The 16058-nt window shown below is 58.1% G+C and carries 16 protein-coding genes; 12 read left to right on the top strand and 4 right to left on the bottom strand.

Annotation, left to right across the window (positions count from 1 at the left end; all coding sequences use genetic code 11):
* Positions 1 to 15 precede the first annotated feature (15 nt).
* Positions 16 to 750 (bottom strand): molybdenum cofactor biosynthesis protein, encoded by a 735-nt coding sequence (locus ACFQZG_RS15860; protein ID WP_378154173.1) that lies wholly within the window; start codon positions 748 to 750, stop codon positions 16 to 18.
* A gap of 128 nt (positions 751 to 878) precedes the next feature.
* On the opposite strand from ACFQZG_RS15860, the gene moaA reads away from it, so the two are divergent.
* The 9 genes from moaA to ACFQZG_RS15815 all read left to right on the top strand — a co-directional run bounded on the left by moaA (position 879) and on the right by ACFQZG_RS15815 (position 10097).
* The gene (gene moaA, locus ACFQZG_RS15855; RefSeq protein WP_378154172.1) at positions 879 to 1880 is read left to right on the top strand and encodes a GTP 3',8-cyclase MoaA; all 1002 of its coding nucleotides are present in this window, start codon (positions 879 to 881) and stop codon (positions 1878 to 1880) included.
* A gap of 8 nt (positions 1881 to 1888) precedes the next feature.
* Positions 1889 to 2320 carry a molybdopterin-binding protein gene (locus ACFQZG_RS15850; protein WP_378154170.1) on the top strand — a complete coding sequence of 144 codons (432 nt, stop codon included), beginning with the start codon at positions 1889 to 1891 and terminating at the stop codon, positions 2318 to 2320.
* Positions 2317 to 3750, top strand: coding sequence for a bifunctional metallophosphatase/5'-nucleotidase (locus ACFQZG_RS15845; protein WP_378154168.1), 1434 nt, complete (start codon positions 2317 to 2319; stop codon positions 3748 to 3750). The genes ACFQZG_RS15850 and ACFQZG_RS15845 overlap by 4 nt, the downstream gene beginning before the upstream one ends.
* Positions 3751 to 3790: 40 nt before the next feature.
* Positions 3791 to 4642: an undecaprenyl-diphosphate phosphatase gene (locus tag ACFQZG_RS15840; RefSeq protein ID WP_378154166.1), complete on the top strand. Its 852-nt coding sequence runs from the start codon at positions 3791 to 3793 to the stop codon at positions 4640 to 4642.
* Positions 4643 to 4757: 115 nt separating this feature from the next.
* Positions 4758 to 5873, top strand: coding sequence for an HD-GYP domain-containing protein (locus ACFQZG_RS15835; RefSeq protein WP_378154164.1), 1116 nt, complete (start codon positions 4758 to 4760; stop codon positions 5871 to 5873).
* Positions 5874 to 5990: 117 nt separating this feature from the next.
* Positions 5991 to 7145, top strand: a complete 1155-nt coding sequence (gene yfkAB / locus ACFQZG_RS15830) for a radical SAM/CxCxxxxC motif protein YfkAB (RefSeq protein ID WP_378154162.1) — start codon at positions 5991 to 5993, stop codon at positions 7143 to 7145.
* A gap of 86 nt (positions 7146 to 7231) precedes the next feature.
* Positions 7232 to 8548 (top strand): hemolysin family protein, encoded by a 1317-nt coding sequence (locus ACFQZG_RS15825; RefSeq protein ID WP_378154499.1) that lies wholly within the window; start codon positions 7232 to 7234, stop codon positions 8546 to 8548.
* A 37-nt stretch (positions 8549 to 8585) separates the two neighbouring features.
* The gene (gene ytvI, locus ACFQZG_RS15820) at positions 8586 to 9620 is read left to right on the top strand and encodes a sporulation integral membrane protein YtvI (RefSeq protein WP_378154160.1); all 1035 of its coding nucleotides are present in this window, start codon (positions 8586 to 8588) and stop codon (positions 9618 to 9620) included.
* A gap of 54 nt (positions 9621 to 9674) precedes the next feature.
* Positions 9675 to 10097 carry a Fur family transcriptional regulator gene (locus tag ACFQZG_RS15815; RefSeq protein WP_378154497.1) on the top strand — a complete coding sequence of 141 codons (423 nt, stop codon included), beginning with the start codon at positions 9675 to 9677 and terminating at the stop codon, positions 10095 to 10097.
* A 299-nt stretch (positions 10098 to 10396) separates the two neighbouring features.
* Here ACFQZG_RS15815 and ACFQZG_RS15810 read toward each other — a convergent pair whose 3' ends face one another.
* The 3 genes from ACFQZG_RS15810 to ACFQZG_RS15800 form a co-directional block, all read right to left on the bottom strand.
* Positions 10397 to 10966: a manganese catalase family protein gene (locus tag ACFQZG_RS15810; protein ID WP_378154158.1), complete on the bottom strand. Its 570-nt coding sequence runs from the start codon at positions 10964 to 10966 to the stop codon at positions 10397 to 10399.
* Positions 10967 to 10978: 12 nt separating this feature from the next.
* Entirely contained in the window at positions 10979 to 11197 is a 219-nt protein-coding gene (locus ACFQZG_RS15805) for a spore coat protein CotJB (RefSeq protein ID WP_378154495.1), read from the bottom strand.
* Positions 11198 to 11294: 97 nt separating this feature from the next.
* Positions 11295 to 11528 carry a spore coat associated protein CotJA gene (locus ACFQZG_RS15800; RefSeq protein ID WP_378154156.1) on the bottom strand — a complete coding sequence of 78 codons (234 nt, stop codon included), beginning with the start codon at positions 11526 to 11528 and terminating at the stop codon, positions 11295 to 11297.
* 200 nt (positions 11529 to 11728) lie between these two features.
* On the opposite strand from ACFQZG_RS15800, the gene ACFQZG_RS15795 reads away from it, so the two are divergent.
* From ACFQZG_RS15795 to ACFQZG_RS15785, 3 genes are all read left to right on the top strand, one after another.
* Complete coding sequence (locus ACFQZG_RS15795) at positions 11729 to 13321, top strand: sensor domain-containing diguanylate cyclase (RefSeq protein WP_378154154.1); 1593 nt, start codon at positions 11729 to 11731, stop codon at positions 13319 to 13321.
* 20 nt (positions 13322 to 13341) lie between these two features.
* The gene (locus ACFQZG_RS15790; RefSeq protein WP_378154152.1) at positions 13342 to 13974 is read left to right on the top strand and encodes a hypothetical protein; all 633 of its coding nucleotides are present in this window, start codon (positions 13342 to 13344) and stop codon (positions 13972 to 13974) included.
* A 156-nt stretch (positions 13975 to 14130) separates the two neighbouring features.
* Positions 14131 to 15411 (top strand): family 43 glycosylhydrolase, encoded by a 1281-nt coding sequence (locus ACFQZG_RS15785; protein WP_378154150.1) that lies wholly within the window; start codon positions 14131 to 14133, stop codon positions 15409 to 15411.
* Positions 15412 to 16058: the final 647 nt, after the last annotated feature.

The raw sequence follows: 16058 nt of genomic DNA, 5'->3' as shown, positions 1-16058 counted from the left end.
CGGAACGGTCGCCTCCTATCCTTCGTAAGCGGCCAGCGGATCCCAAGGGCCGAGTTGATGGCCTTTCCATTCCGTGCCGTCCTCGTAAATTTCCTTCTTCCAGATCGGAACGGTCATCTTCAGCCGTTCGATCGCGTAACGGCTCGCCTCGTAGGCATCCGCGCGGTGAGGGGAGGATACCGCGATGACGACGCTGATCTCTTTGATACCAACGGTACCGATGCGATGGAAGATCGCCGTCAGCGTACCCGGCCAACGTTCGCCGATCTCCTCGCCGATGCTCTCCATGGCGGACACGGCCATCGGCTCGTACGCCTCGTATTCGAGCGTGACGGTGCGTTTGCCGCGCGTCCATTCCCGCGTCGTTCCGATGAACGCGATCGTCGCGCCATGGTCGGGATGATAGACGCCGGACGTCGCCTCGTTCACGTCGATGGGGTCCTGCTGGACGACGTACCGTCGCGCGCGCGAAGCGGCGGCCGACGGCTGTTCGTCGCTTCCGCCGGACACGGGCGGGAGCAGGGCGAGCTCGTCGAAGACGCCGACGGTCGCGTCGTCGTTCACGTAAGCGCGGTTGCGCGCCATGAAGCAGAGGGAGATCAGGTCGGCATGCTCGCCGTGCAGCTCCATCAGGCGCCGTTTGACTTCGGCGACGCTGAGAACGGATTCCTCCCATTCCAAGCGGAGGACGCGTTCGCCCATGCGATCGGCGATTCCGGCGAACAGCGCGATCGACCAATGTTGTGTCATCTCTATGTTCTACTTCCTTCCGTAATCGGTAGACTTTGCTTCACCCAAGCATACCATATCGACCGTGAAAATGTTATGCTATAGGCATAGCGACTGCCTGATCGAGATGGCATGAAGGAGTGGATGAGATGCCGGCTTTGGTCGACCGATTCGGAAGAACGCACACCTATTTGCGAATATCGGTTACGGATCGTTGCAATTTGCGATGTCTCTACTGCATGCCCGAGGAGGGCATGGTGTTCATGGAGCAAGAGAAGCTGCTCTCTTACGCCCAGATCGTAGAAGTCGCCGCGTCCGCCGCGCGCAGCGGCATTCGCAAATTCCGCATTACGGGCGGAGAACCGCTCGTCAGACCGAACTTGGACGAATTGATCGCGGGCTTGTCCGCGTTGCCCGGCGTAGAGGACATCTCCCTCACGACGAACGGCATATTGCTCGCGCCGCAAGCGAGGAAGCTGAAGGAAGCGGGCTTGCGCCGCGTCAACATCAGCTTGGATACGCTAGACGCGACCCGGTTTAAATTCATCGCCCGCCGAGGCGACCTGAATAGAGTGCTCGAAGGCGTAGAAGCGGCAGCCGAAGCCGGATTGACGCCGATCAAGCTGAATTGCGTATTACTGAAAGGCGTCAACGAAGACGAGATCGGCACGTTCTTGAAGCTGGCGAAGGAACAGCCGCTCCACATCCGCTTCATCGAATATATGCCCATCGGACACGACGATGCGAGTTGGCGCAACCATTACTTGCCGCTCACTCGCGTGTTGGAGGAAGCCGAGCGTCTCGGCTACGAGCTTCGGCAGGTCGAGGGTCCGCAGGGCAGCGGCCCGTCCGAGAATTGGCGGATCGAAGGGGGCGCGGGCACGTTCGGTCTCATTCACCCGATCAGCGACCAATTCTGCAAGAGCTGCAATCGGCTGCGGTTGACGGCGGACGGCAACATCAAGCCTTGCCTCTATTGGGTCGACGAATTGAACGTTCGGCAAGCGCTAGGATCGGCGGAAGCGATGGACCGGTTGTTCCTGAAGGCGATGGACATTAAGCCGGAGAACCACGAGATGGCCGCGCTGCTTGCCGGAGAGAAACTGAGCCACGTGCCGACGGAGCGGCGAATGTCGCAGATCGGCGGTTAGGAGAGAAGATGTCGTCCGATAAAGTTATCGTTACCTTCATAGACGGTCGTCAGATGACGACGAACCCGCTATCGATGCGCGAGAGCGCGGGCGAGTCGTTCGCCGCTTCGACCCGGGTGCCGAACGCGCCGGGCGAAGCTTTCGGACTGCGGGCATGGTATGCGTCCTTCCGGCAACCTGCCATCACGCATCTGCTCGTGCGCGCCGAAGACGGTTTTGAAGCGGTCATTCCCGCTTCGCAGCTGGAAGGCGCGCTATTCCAATACGCGATCGACGGACAACCGCTCGCGAAGGGCGGGCCGCTCAGGCTATACGTACCCGACGGAACGAGCGCTTGCCTGAACGTCAAGAGCGTCGCGGCCATCGTCTTCGTCTCCGACGCCGCGCTCGGGGACGACGCGAGCTACGGCCATCGCCATATGCCGAGGAGGGTTCGATGAGGGCTCGGGAGACGACGTTGACGCTGCTGCACACGAACGATATCCATAGCCATTTCGAAGCCGCTTCGCGAATCGCCGCTTACGTCGACGGCGTGAGGTCGAGCGTAGGCGAAGATCGGCTGCTGTTGCTCGACTGCGGAGATTTCCTGGACCGCTTCAGCTTGGAGACGGAAGGCACGGACGGATTCGTGAACCGCGGCTTGCTCGAGCGCATCGGTTACGACGCCGTGCTCATCGGCAATAACGAAGGATTGACCTATACGACGGGGCAGCTTGCCGCGTTGTACGCGGATTTCCGAATTCCCGTCGTCTGCGCGAACATGATCCTGAAGGAGACCGGTACACCGCCGGCATGGATGCAACCGACGTGGACGACCGTCAAAGCGGGTGTGCGTATCGGCGTCGTCGGCTTAACCGCCGCGTACCACGACTATTACCGGCTGCTCGGTTGGGAATCGCTTGACCCGATTTCCGTCGCTCGTTTCCGCGTCACCGAGCTTCGTCCGAACGTCGACGTCCTGATCGTGCTCTCCCATCTCGGACTCAAGTACGACGAGCGTCTCGCCGCGGAGATCGAAGGCATCGATCTCATTCTCGGCGGCCATACGCATCATTTGCTGGAGACGCCCGCGCAAGTGGGCGCAACGGCGATCTGCGCGGCCGGGAAGTACGGCCAATACATCGGACATCTCGAGCTTACGGTCGGGTTGGATGACGGGCGCGTCTCCGTAGCGGGAGGCAGCTTGCCGACGGACGATTATCCTTCGGATCCGATTGCGGAGCGGATCGTCGCCGATCATCGCGCGGCGGCCCGCGAGCGGATGAATCGGAGCATCGCGAACCTATCCGAGCCGCTTCCGCATCATCCGTTCGAGGAATCTCCGCTCGCGACGCTTCTCGCCTGCGCGGTGCGGCGGGCGACGGGCGCCCAGCTTAGCCTCGTGAACGCCGGCCAGTTGCTGGACGGCTTGCCCGCCGGACCCGTGACGGCGGAGACGATTCACGCGCTATGTCCGTCCCCCGTTAATCCGTGCACGATCAAGCTTAGCGGACGGCAGATCGTACGGACGCTGGAGGAAAGCCTGCTCCCGGACTATTACGGGCTGGAAATCCGCGGCTTCGGCTTCCGGGGCAAAGTGCTCGGAACGCTGTGCATGGACGGAATCGAAGCAACGATCGACGAAGGGCGCCCCCCGTATCAACGCGTCGTCTCCGCGAGCATCGACGGAGAACCGTTGCGGGAAGATCGGACGTACGTCGTCGGCACGCTCGACATGTTCACGTTCGGAGTCGGATACCTCGGCTTGAAGGAAGGCACCGACGTTCGCTACTATCTTCCGGATTTCATCCGGGATGCGTTATCGCTGGCTCTTAACGACGAAGCGCTCGTCCGCGACTGCCGACGCCCGCGAAGGCGTTTCGCGAAGTAGTCGTTACGGATATACCTATTCAGAGGAGTGACAAGGCAACATGCTGCATTGGTTCGATTCCATCATTCTAGGCATCGTAGAAGGCTTGACCGAGTTCCTGCCCGTATCTTCCACGGGCCATATGATCCTGACGAACAAGTTGCTCGGTTACGACGTTGCGCCGGAGGAACTGAAGACGTTCGAGATCATTATCCAGTTCGCGGCGATTCTGGCGATCTCGCTCGTCTACCGGAACAAGATCTTGCAAGTGTTCGGCATCGGACGCAAGGAAGCGGTCAAGGGACTGTCGGTAGACGCCTTCCCGGCGCGCCGGCTTAACCTGCTGCACGTCGCGCTCGCGATCGTGCCCCCGCTCGGCGCGGCTTTCCTGTTCCGCGACTACGTAAAGGACGACGCCTTCCATGCGGCGCCGGTACTCTGGGCGCTCGTCGTCGGCGGTATCTACATGTGGATTTCCGAGGCGCTCTACGATTCCGGCCGAATCAAGCGGACGTCCGAGACGATGGACGACATCACTTACAAGCAAGCGCTCATCATCGGCATCGTCCAGTGCGTATCCGCGCTGTGGCCGGGCTTCTCGCGTTCGGGTTCGACGATGGCGGCGGGCATGCTGTCCGGTCTTAGCTACCGGGCGTCGGCGGACTTCTCGTTTTTCGTCGCCATTCCGATCATGACGGTCGCGACCGGGTACGAGCTGCTGTCGAACATCGATCAATTCCGTTCCGGCGCGATCGACCTCGGGTTCCTGGCGACCGGCTTCGTCGTATCGTTCGTCGTGGCGTGGCTAGTCGTCGTCGCTTTCCTTAGAATGCTTCAGAAGATCAAGCTCCGCTATTTCGCCTGGTATCGGTTCGCTCTCGCTGCTTTTTTCTACTGGTTCGTTCTCAGATAAACGGGGATTTTGACGAAAAGCGTCGAATAATTTTCCATAAAGCCTTGTCTTGACGTCGGAAATATCTTACATTCACATTAGACACGACTTCGAGGCAAAGGGGGAATCGTTACGAATGCGCATGGTGCCGATTTCGTTATGCCGGCCGGGCATGAAGCTGGCCAAAAAAATTTACTCTGACGATGGCATCGTGCTGTTGGCGGAAGGCGTCGAGTTAACGAGCGCGCTGATCCGAAGATTAGGCAGTTGCGGCATTCATTTCTTGTACGTGCAAGATGCCCGGACGGAAGGCGTGTCGGTGCCCGAGCTCATCTCGGAGGAGACGCAGCGTCAATCGATGCAAGCGATCCGCCTCGCCTTCCGGGAGTTCGTCGATCAGCCCGCCAGACGCAAGTCGGTCACGTATCCCTACGTGGGACGCGCCATACGCCAATCGATGAACGCCATCATGGACGAGCTCGGAAGCAATCGCGACGCGATGATCATGCTGATGAACATGCACACGGTCGACCATTATTTGTTCACGCACTCTTTGAACGTCTGCGTATACACTTCATTGCTAGGCATCGCGAACGGTTACGATCACGAGCAGCTCATGACCCTCGGCATCGGCGCGATGCTGCACGACGTCGGGAAGACGCAAATCTCGATGCAGGTGCTGCTGAAGCCCGGCGCGCTCTCGAAGCAAGAGTACGACGAGATGAAACGCCATACGGAGAGAGGGTACTATCTGCTCAAGGACGAGCCGAACATTCCTCTCATCGCCGCGCATTGCGCCTACCAACACCACGAGCGTATTAACGGCAGCGGTTATCCGCGCGGTCTGAAAGGCGGCGACATTCACGATTTCGCCAAGCTGATCGGCATCGTGGATTCGTACGACGCAATGACCAGCCACCGGATCTACAAGGACGCGATGCTGCCGCATCAAGCCGTCGAGGTGCTGTATACCGGCAGCGATACGCTGTACGACACCGACATGCTTAAGCTGTTCCGCGATAAGGTCGCGATCTACCCGATCGGCATTACCGTGAAGCTGAACACGGGTCAAATCGCCGTCGTCGTCGATATTAATTCCGCCGTCGCCCATCGGCCGATCGTTCGGGTCATTACGGACGAAGACGGCGCGGACCTGGCCGCTCCGTTCGACATGGACCTGTCCAAGCATCTGAACGTGCTGATCGTCTCGATCGAATTGGGAGGACAAGGCGCCGATTCGTTGCCCGCATAAACCCCGATAACCGACTTTCCCTTACAGTTCAAGCTGTTCAAGGGAAAGTCGGTTTGCATTGGGAGCCTTCCGCCCGGTACAATACGAGTAACGACATTGTAGACAGGAGCACTGAACATGCAAGGTTTCACCTATCCTTCCGCGTCGGCCCGATTCGCGCCGCCGTCCGGTTGGAAGCCGCTCTCGCCGGAATACGATCCGTGGGATCCGATCCGGTCGCTGCGCCAGCACGGGAGGCATCGATTGACGAGCGTCGAATTCACGGTTACCCATCTGTGCAATATGAGATGCGAGCATTGCGCGGTAGGCGATAGCTTGACGATGGTAGAAGCGCCGCATATCCCGATGGATCTCGTGTTCCGCAGATTGGACGAGCTGGAGCATCTGGAGACGATCAGCCTGACCGGCGGCGAGCCGACGTTCCGCATGGAGACGATTACCGGCATTATGCTGCCGTTATTGAAATACGCGCGACAACGGGGCATCCGGTCGCAATTGAACTCCAACGTAACGCTCGATTACGAACGTTACGAGATGATCGCGCCGTATCTTGACGTCATGCATATCTCTTTCAATTATACAGAGGCGGAAGACTTTCACCGGATCGGCTTCGCGAAGTCCGGTCGCAACGTCAGGGCGGAGACGACTTCGAAGCTGTACGAACGAATGATTGACAACGCGCGCAGACTGTCGGAGGGCGGCTTGTTCGTATCCGCCGAATCGATGATCAATTACCGCACGCATGAGCGAATCGCCGACATTCACGATCTGATCGTCGGGATGGGATGCAAGCGTCACGAGGTTCACCCGATGTATCCGAGCTCGTTCGCGTCCGGTCTACCGGCCATTACGCGAGATCAGATGCGGGCATCCGTACAGGCGCTGCTCGATCGTCGCGACAAGGACGTCTGGATGCTGTTCGGCACGCTTCCGTTCTTCGCTTGCTCGGACAATCCGGAAGAACGCGGACTAGTAAAGCGGTTAATGGCAGAACCTAACGTAACCGTCCGCAACGATCCGGACGGACGCAACCGGGTGAACGTGAATTTGTTCAGCGGAGACGTCTACGTTACGGATTTCGCGTCGATCCCGCCGTTCGGCAATATCAAGTCGAACCGGTTGGACGACGTGTTCGAACAATGGCAGAACCATCCGATGCAACGCGCGATCAATTGCCACTGTCCGGAAGCGAGCTGCTGCGGACCGAATCTGCTCGTAGGCGACATGTATTACAAAGGCGCCGACTTCATGAGCAGGAGAGCGATTCTCTGAAGATGAACATCGTCCGATGGGACGCAAGCTGACGAGGAGTTGGATATAAGTTGGAAGAGTTGCAATGGGGACCGATCGTATGGAATATGCTTCTCGTTATTTTCCTCGTATTTTTGAACGGGTTCTTCGTCGCGTCCGAATTCGCGCTCGTTAAGGTGCGGCAAACGCGGCTTACGCAACTAAGCAACGAAGGCAACGTTCGCGCCAAATACGCGCTTAAGGTCAATCGGAAGCTCGACGCGTATTTGTCGGCGACCCAGCTCGGCATTACGCTGGCTTCGCTCGGATTAGGCTGGGTCGGGGAGCCGGCGCTCGCCGACCTGATCATCGAGCCGATCATGCACGATTTCGGCGTGACGAATCCGGACATCATCCACCCGATCGCGTTCGCGTTCGCCTTCTGCATCATTACGTTCCTGCATATCGTGCTCGGCGAGCTGGCTCCGAAGTCGCTGGCCATTCAACGGTCCGTCGGCGTATCGCTATGGCTGTCCTGGCCGCTGCACCTCTTCTATCGGCTGTTCCAACCGGTCATCTGGTTCCTGAACGGAACGGCGAACCGGCTGCTCAAGTTGGTCGGCGTAGAACCCGCCAGCGAGCACGACGCGGCGCATACGGAGGAAGAGATCCGCATTCTGATGAACCAGAGCGCCAAGACGGGCATTATCGACAAGGACGAGATGACGCTGTTCGATAACGTGTTCGAATTCGCCGACCGGGTTGCCCGCGAGGTGATGTTGCCGCGCACGGACATGGACTGCCTGTTCGTGAGCCAATCGTTAGAGGACAACTTGAAGCTCGTGCATGCGACGAAGCATACGAGGTACCCGGTCGGGGTAGAGGACAAAGACCAGATTATCGGGTTCGTCCACATTACGGATCTCCTCATGGCATCCCCGGAGCAAGGGCAGGACCTGAGCAAGCTGCTTCGGCCGATCCTGAGCGTTCCCGAATCGATGGAGATCAGCAAGGTGCTCAAGCTGATGCAACGGAAGAAGTCCCAGCTCGCCATCGTCATCGACGAATACGGCGGAACCGCGGGCATGCTGACCGCGGAGACGATCATGGAAGAGATCGTCGGCGAGATCCACGACGAATTCGACGACGAGCTTCCGAGCGTCGTCGTCAAAGGGGAATTAACGTCGGTGGACGGGCGTATGCTCATAGAGGAAGTCAACGATCTGCTCGGCTTATCGATCGAGGACGAAGAAGTCGATTCGATCGGCGGCTGGATGTTCAACCATCTGGAGGGCAACGTCGATAAGGGGCAGAAAGTGACCTATCAGGGGTTCACGTTCGAAATCGCGCAGACGGAACGGCTTCGCGTCGTCAGGGTCCATATTTATCGCGCGAAAACGCCCGTTGCGGCGGATGAAGCCGTACCGAGCCAGGAACGGGAGTAACCGGCGGGGAGAGCCGGTTCGAGAGAGGGGAACGGAAATGCCGATTAGAACGATAGCCTTGTTAGCTTCGTCGGTCGTATTCTTGTATCTATTATTCACGGTGGGGGCGCCATTCCTGCTCGCGCTCGTCACCGCTATTTTCCTAGAGCCGTTAACGACGTTGATGATCAGGAAGGCGAAGATGAACCGCCTCGTGGCATCGACGATCAGCAGCACGATCTTCACCATCGTCCTGCTCGGCTTAATGGCGCTCATCGGCATCAAGCTCGTGAACGAGTTCGCCGACTTCCTGAAGAAGACGCCGGATATTCTCGATAACGCCAGTACATACATCAAAGACTTGCTGGAAGACCTGCAGAGCTACACGAGCGGAGGAGCAGCTCCGGTTCCCGATCAATTGGAAGATTGGCTAACCAATCTGACGGACGCGCTCGGCTCGCTTGCGACGAACGTATCCGCGGGGTTGGTAGGCTTCGTTTCCGGCGTTCCGGATATCTTCATTTTCTTCATCGTCTATCTCGTTGCCGTGTACCTGTTCACGCTCAGCATGCCGATGATGAAAACCTCGTTCCTCAACCTGTTCGAGGACAAATCGAAGGGCCAGGTCGAGGAAGTGCTCGTCAGCCTTCGGAAATCGGTATTCGGCTTCTTGCGAGCCCAATTGCTGCTGAGCGTCGTAACGTATATCATTTCGTTCATCGGGCTGCTCATTATCGGTACGGGGTACCCGCTCGCGATCGCGCTCTTGATCGTCGTCGTCGACATTCTGCCCGTGCTCGGAACGGGCTCGGTGCTCGTGCCATGGGCGATCTATCAGCTCGTGGTAGGCGATATCTTCATCGGAGTCGGGTTGATCGTTCTGTTCCTGGTCATCACGGTCGTGCGCCGCATCATCGAACCGAAAATTCTCGGGGACGCGGTGGGCATCGGCGCGTTGTCAGCTTTGATCAGCTTGTACGTCGGCTATGAGCTCGTCGGCATCATCGGCGTGTTCCTCGGACCGATCATCGTCATCGTCTTCTCGGCGATGCGCAAAGCCGGGCTGTTCGACTTCAAAATCAAGTTTCAATGAAACGAGCCGGAGAGGATGGGCAGCATCGTGTCTAACCCGAACTTGGAACAGGAAATGCTCGCCGCGATGACGCGATCCGGCTGGCGGATTACGGATCAGCGCAAGACGCTCGCGCACATATTCGCCGGCAACGAAGGGTACTTGTCGCCGAAGGACGTCTACGACGAGATGAGCCGGATATACCCGAGCGTCAGCTTCGAGACGGTATACCGCAATCTGAGGATGCTAAGCGAGATGGGCGTGCTCGAACAGTTCTACTTCATGGACGGCGGTCTGAAGTTCAAGGGGAGCTGTCTCGACCATCATCATCACCATCTGATTTGCGTCAATTGCGAGAAGACGCTGACGTTCGAATATTGTCCGATGGAACAGCAACTGCAGCTTCCCGGCGACTATCGCATCTTGAATCACCGGTTCGAGGTGTACGGCGTGTGCGAGACGTGCCAGCAGACGCCTTCGGCGCCGGAGCGGGCGTAAGTGGCACTTGATAGACGAACGAAAGACCATGCAGCCGGCCGTGAGCAGGACGATGCATGGTCTTTATTACGTTGATGCGGACCTACGGGAAGCTATTTCGATGAAATACCCACTTAAAGTCGCAGTTGCGGACACAGAAGTCGTTATTAGTCAATTCGGACCATTAATTGTTCGCGATGAACGAAAATAAGATCACGTGTGTCCGTACATTTCGACATTTGTAATTATTCGGCTTAATAAGGTCCGGTGTGTCCGTTGTTTGACTATCGCATAATGGTTCTCATTCATCGGCACCTCTATCAGTACACCTTCTTCTGCTCCCGGTCCGCCTTCAGAATCTCGACCGCTTCCTTGAAGCGGAGCGAATGGACGATCTCCCGCTCGCGGAGAAACTTCAGGCTGTCCTGAATATCGACGTCGTCGGTGTAATCGATCAACCACTGGTACGTCGCCCGCGCCTTCTCTTCCGCGGCGATATCCTCGTACAGGTCGGCGATCGGATCGCCTTTGGCCTGAATATAAGCGGCTGTCCAGGGGACGCCGGCTGCATTGTTGTAATATAGCGCGTGATCGTGATTGACGAAGTGTGGGCCGAGTCCGGCGGCTTCGAGCTGCTCGGGCGTCGCGTCCTTCGTCAGCTTGTAGATCATCGTGGCGATCATCTCGAGATGGGCGAATTCTTCCGTTCCTATATCTGTCAGTAATCCAATGACCTTATCCGGTATCGAATACCGCTGATTCAAGTACCTTAGCGCGGCGGACAATTCGCCGTCGGCTCCCCCGTATTGCTCGACCAGGTATTTCGCCATGCGGGGATCGCACTTGCTGACACGCACGGGATACTGCAGCTTTTTCTCATAGATCCACATTCTCGGCCCCCCTTACACTTGCCATGGCCACGGGGTATCCACCCATTGCCACGGAAACCGACTGAAACTATGCCCGAATTGCATGAGCGGGCCGTGCTTCAACTCGAACGCGCCGGCGATCTGTTGCCTTCTTTGCGCCAGCTGGTTGAATTGCTGAACGGCTTGCATATCCATCGGGTGAGTATCGAGGTAGAGCGACAGCTCGACTAGCGCGAAGTCTACCGCCTGCAGTTCCTCGAGCTCCCTGCAGTATTCGGCGTTCCCTCGCTCGCTTCCCTCCGCCCGCTTGTTGCGCTGCGGATCGGGACGCTCGCCTTGCTCGGGGCGTTCAGCCACTCGTCTTCCCTCCTTTGGGGCTACGGCGCGCAGGGTAAGGGCTATAGAGCGCCGGCCATAACGTGCCTTTGCGCAGCGCTTCCTCCAGCGGGAACTGCGGAAGATTCATCGGCTGATAATTAATGAATAGATTGGGCGGGACGACGTACCACTTCACTCTAATCGGCGGACATGGGTCGTTAGGACTAACATATGGCTTCCAATCCCGCCATTGCGCGTCGTACATAAGCTGGCATCCTCCTCTTGTCGGTCGCGGTTGCTCCAGTCGGACGACAATTGTCACCGTTATTGTATGCGGTCTCGGAAGGCGTTCAGACCAAATTTCCAAACCTAGGAAAAGTTAAAGTTATTTCATCGGGCATTGGCAGGGAAAATGTCGTTCGCCGTCGAATAGGACATTCAGACTAGAAGCAAGGGGTAATCACGATGAGGGGACAGAAAGGGTTTACGCTCAGATTCGCGGTCAACGCGATCGTTCTTATAAGCGTCGTCGTAACGCTCACGATCAGCGCGATCGTCGGCTACCGGAGCGAGAAAAGCTCCTTGACGCGGACGACGTTCCAACTGAACCAAGTATACGTAGACAAAATATCCGATACCGTGAACGGGCTGTTCGCCAATATGTTCGACAGCTTGAACGAATTCGGCCGCTATATCGCCGGTGATTTGAAGCGGCCGGATTTGCACGAGCGCTTCGATCTCTTCCAACGCACGCATAGAAGCTTCAACGCGGTGTTCGTCATCGACCGCGACGGTTATCTGGTGGAAGGTTCGAACGTCGCGCCTAAAAACATCAGGTCGAAGATCGATACGGCAGGAACGGTGCAAGCGCTCAAGGAGCGCCGCCCGCTCATCTCCGAGCCGTACGTGTCCAAGACGACGAACAAGCTGATTATTATGGTTAGCCAGCCGCTCTATGACGCCGCCGGCGAATATATAGGCTTCATCGGCGGTTCGATTCGGCTGCATGAGACGAGCATTTTCCAGACGATTCTCGGCAACACGACCTTGCAAGAGAACGGTACGTACGCGTACGTGACGAGCGAGTCGGGGGTCTTGCTCTATCATCCGGACGCCGGTCGGATCGGGGAAGACGTTACCAACAGTCCGATTATCGAAGCCGTCAAGACTCGGTCTAGCGGGCAGTTGCGGTTCGTCAACTCGCGGGACGTGAAGATGCTCGCCAGTTACGCCTATATCGAAACCGCGAATTGGGGCATCGTCTCCCAGACGCCTAACGATACGGTGCTCGCGTCGGCGAGAGAGCTCGTCAAGAAGCTGGTTCTCTACATGCTGCCCGCGCTGCTCGTCTTCATCGCCCTCATCTATTGGATCGTCGGCAAGCTGGCATCTCCGTTCGCCGCCCTGGCGCAATTCGCGAGTCAGCTGTCGCCCTCGCAAGTCAATAAGGACCAGTTGCCTCGGATTCATTCCTGGAACTACGAGGCTAACGAATTGAGCAAGGCGTTCGGCAGGGCGGTCAGACACTTCAGGTATCAATTCGAGCATTTGACCAGCGAAGCCCAGACCGATCCGCTGACGGGGCTGTACAATCGGCGGACGTTGGATCGATTCGTGACGCATCATATCGAGCAGCAGGAGCCCTTCTCGATTCTGCTCATGGACTTGGATAACTTCAAGAAGGTCAACGACACGTTCGGACACGATGTCGGAGACGAAGTGCTGCGGTTCCTGGCGAGCGCGTTGAAGGACATGCTCGGCCAAGATTGCGTCGTCTGCAGAATGGGCGGAGAGGAATTCGTCGTCCTCGTGCCGAACGGCGATATCGATGCGGCAGCGTACGACGCGGAGCAAGTTCGCGCGTACATGATGGATACGACGAGCCCGACGGGACAGAGCGTCACGATCTCGATCGGCGTCGCGAATTATCCCGTGCACGCGCAAGCCGCCGAGCAACTGTTCCGATCGGCGGACGACGCGTTATACGAAGCGAAACGTGGCGGACGCAACCGGGTCGTCGTGGCGAGCGAGAATCGCTTGGAAGCGAAATCCGGTTAACCGGAGAGGAGTCCGACGACATGGGTGTCATCAGGAAGCTGGCTTCGTCCATCGGACGAAACGACGAAGAGCCGAATATCGATTTGGCGCGGGAGATCGCGGCGGAAGGCGACGCGAACGCGGTGAGGGAGCTCGTCGGTCATCTGTTCGGCTCCAACCGGGCGATCCAGAGCGATTGCATCAAGGTGCTATACGAGATCGGGGCGATCGATCCGGCGCTCATCTCCGGCGAATTGCAGACGTTCGCCTCGTTGCTGGATCATAAGAACAACCGCCTCGTTTGGGGAGCGATTAACGCGATCGAGGCGATCGCGCTCACGTCGCCGGACGACGTATACGAGCTGTTGCCGGCAATTCTGGAAGCGGCGGAAGACAGCGGGTCGGTAATCGCGAGGGATCGCGCGTTCGGAATACTCGTTAGGCTGAGCTCGACCCATGCCTACGCGGAGCATGCGTTTCCGCTCTTGCTCGACCAGTTGAAGCGTTGTCCGACGAATCAGCTGCCGATGTACGCGGAGAACGCGTTGCCGCTCGTTCATGCGGGCAACAAGCAGATATATCGTGAGACGCTCCTGGACCGGCTGATCGGGATCGAGCAGGACAGCAAGCGCCAACGCGTCGAGCGGGCGATCCGCAAGGCCGAGACGAGATAACCGTACCTCGCGTTTATGCACGAACCTCCTTCGCGGAGGTTTTTTCTTTTACGATACGAATCGCCTGTATTGTTTAATATCGTCCCATGGAGAGTGACAACCCGCCTTGATATGCTTGAAGTAAAATCTCAGCATTATCGTAGGAGGAACTCATTCATGACAGCACGTCTCAAGACAACTTCGCACAACCCCGCGATCACGGCGATCTTCACGGCCGACCCGTCGGCGCACGCATGGGGCGACGGCAAAGTGTATATTTATGCTTCGCACGATATGGATCCGGCGAGAGGCTGCGATCTGATGGACAGATACCACGTCTATTCTTCGGAAGATATGGTGAACTGGACGGATGAGGGCGAGATCCTTCGTTCGGACGACGTTGCGTGGGGCAGGCCGGAGGGCGGCTTCATGTGGGCGCCGGACGCCGCGTACAAGAACGGCACGTATTACTTCTACTATCCGCATCCGAGCGGTACGGCATGGAACGACACGTGGAAAATGGGGGTAGCGACAAGCGATCATCCGTCCAGAGGATTCGTCGACCGCGGCTATATCGAGGGGTTGGGCGGCTTCGCGATGATCGATCCGTGCGTGCTCGTGGACGACGACGGCCGGGCCTATATGTATTACGGTGGAGGCGGCAGATGCGCGGGCGGCGAGTTGAACGACGACATGCTGTCGCTTAAGGACGGCATGCGGGACATGACGGGATTGGACGACTTCCATGAAGCCGCGTGGGTGTTCAAACGGAACGGCACTTACTACTTGACGTACTCGGATAATCTGCACGACAACAACCGGATGAAGTACGCGACGAGCGAGCAGCCGCTCGGACCGTGGACGTACCGCGGCGTATTCCTCGAGCCGACGGGCTGCTCAACTTCGCACGGCTCCGTCGCGGAATTCCAAGGTCAATGGTATATGTTCTACCATAACCAGGAGATCTCGAACCAAGGCAATCTCAGAAGCGTCTGTATCGACAAGCTGTTCTTCAACGAAGACGGCACGATTCGGACGGTCGAGCAGACGAAGGTCGGCGGCTTCGGTCCGGTCGGCGAGCCGCCGGCTCCGCGGGCGAACGAGAAGGAATACGCGGTTACCGCGGTAGGCGGAGGCGCCATTCTAAGCGGAGGCATCGCATCCGGTCTGCAAGCGGCCGACGCGTACTGCCAGTTCGAGCAAGTGGACGGCGCGGGCGGCGGAAGAGCGGAGCTTCATTTCCGGTACGCGACCGAAGAGCGATTGGCGAAGCTAAGGCTGGAAGTGAACGGTGAGGATTGGTCGTTGCTTAACTTCCTGCAGTCGGGTGGCGAAGGCTCGGGCTATGCGAGCTTCACCGTTCCGCTGCAGGCGGGCGCGACGAACACGATCCGGCTGACGGGCGGCAATGGCGAGGCGAGCGTGGCTGGCTTGACGGTGAGTCCGTTCAACGACTAGTTAGCAGATATAGGCGGAATCGGAAGCGGGGGCGTGCCCTCGCTTCTTTTTGTCGTCCTTTGCGCCACTATCCCTTTGCGTCAGTCGGGGAGGGGGATTCGGGGAGCAGGATGGGTGATGTTGGCGGGCGCTTGTTGGTAACTCGGCGGTGTCGCGTTATTGCGTGGGAAATACGGAATATCGGTGGAGTAACTCGGTGGTGTCGCGCTATTGCGTGGGAAATATGGAAGGTCGGCGGAGTAACTCGGTGGCGTCGCGCTATTGCGTGGGAAATTCGGAATATCGTCGGAGTAACTCGATTGCGTCGCGCTGTTGCGTGTCTCAGATTCGGCAGTTCTCCAGTAACCCGGAAAAGTCGGGCTATCGCGCCACGCAGCATCGGATTTCCTCCATTAGCCCGGAAAAGTCGGGCTATCGCGCCACGCAGCATCGGATTTCCTCCAGTAACCCGGAAAAGTCGGGCTATCGCGCCCCGCTGCATCGGATTTCCTCCGGTAACCCGGAAAAGTCGGGCTATCGCGCCACACAGCGTCGGATTTCCTCCAGTAACCCGGAAAAGTCGGGCTATCGCGCCCCGCAGAGTCGGATTTCCTCCAGTAACCCGGAAAAGTCGGGCTACCGCGCCTCGTGCTGCCCCTCACTACTCC

This window comes from Cohnella sp. GCM10027633, assembly GCF_042675445.1.
Taxonomy (GTDB): domain Bacteria; phylum Bacillota; class Bacilli; order Paenibacillales; family Paenibacillaceae; genus Cohnella.
Note: the sequence above shows the minus strand (reverse complement) of the source record. Positions and strands in the feature narration are given on the sequence as shown.

Bases quoted from the DNA above. Each gene is read 5' to 3' on its own strand.
- ACFQZG_RS15850 (WP_378154170.1), top strand. From the start codon at position 1,889: ATGTCGTCCGATAAAGTTATCGTTACCTTCATAGACGGTCGTCAGATG.
- ACFQZG_RS15840 (WP_378154166.1), top strand. From the start codon at position 3,791: ATGCTGCATTGGTTCGATTCCATCATTCTAGGCATCGTAGAAGGCTTG.
- ACFQZG_RS15800 (WP_378154156.1), bottom strand. From the start codon at position 11,528: ATGTACGACGCGCAATGGCGGGATTGGAAGCCATATGTTAGTCCTAAC.
- ACFQZG_RS15845 (WP_378154168.1), top strand. From the start codon at position 2,317: ATGAGGGCTCGGGAGACGACGTTGACGCTGCTGCACACGAACGATATC.
- ACFQZG_RS15835 (WP_378154164.1), top strand. From the start codon at position 4,758: ATGCGCATGGTGCCGATTTCGTTATGCCGGCCGGGCATGAAGCTGGCC.
- ACFQZG_RS15825 (WP_378154499.1), top strand. From the start codon at position 7,232: ATGCTTCTCGTTATTTTCCTCGTATTTTTGAACGGGTTCTTCGTCGCG.
- moaA (WP_378154172.1), top strand. From the start codon at position 879: ATGCCGGCTTTGGTCGACCGATTCGGAAGAACGCACACCTATTTGCGA.
- yfkAB (WP_378154162.1), top strand. From the start codon at position 5,991: ATGCAAGGTTTCACCTATCCTTCCGCGTCGGCCCGATTCGCGCCGCCG.
- ACFQZG_RS15795 (WP_378154154.1), top strand. From the start codon at position 11,729: ATGAGGGGACAGAAAGGGTTTACGCTCAGATTCGCGGTCAACGCGATC.
- ytvI (WP_378154160.1), top strand. From the start codon at position 8,586: ATGCCGATTAGAACGATAGCCTTGTTAGCTTCGTCGGTCGTATTCTTG.
- ACFQZG_RS15810 (WP_378154158.1), bottom strand. From the start codon at position 10,966: ATGTGGATCTATGAGAAAAAGCTGCAGTATCCCGTGCGTGTCAGCAAG.
- ACFQZG_RS15860 (WP_378154173.1), bottom strand. From the start codon at position 750: ATGACACAACATTGGTCGATCGCGCTGTTCGCCGGAATCGCCGATCGC.
- ACFQZG_RS15785 (WP_378154150.1), top strand. From the start codon at position 14,131: ATGACAGCACGTCTCAAGACAACTTCGCACAACCCCGCGATCACGGCG.
- ACFQZG_RS15815 (WP_378154497.1), top strand. From the start codon at position 9,675: ATGCTCGCCGCGATGACGCGATCCGGCTGGCGGATTACGGATCAGCGC.
- ACFQZG_RS15790 (WP_378154152.1), top strand. From the start codon at position 13,342: ATGGGTGTCATCAGGAAGCTGGCTTCGTCCATCGGACGAAACGACGAA.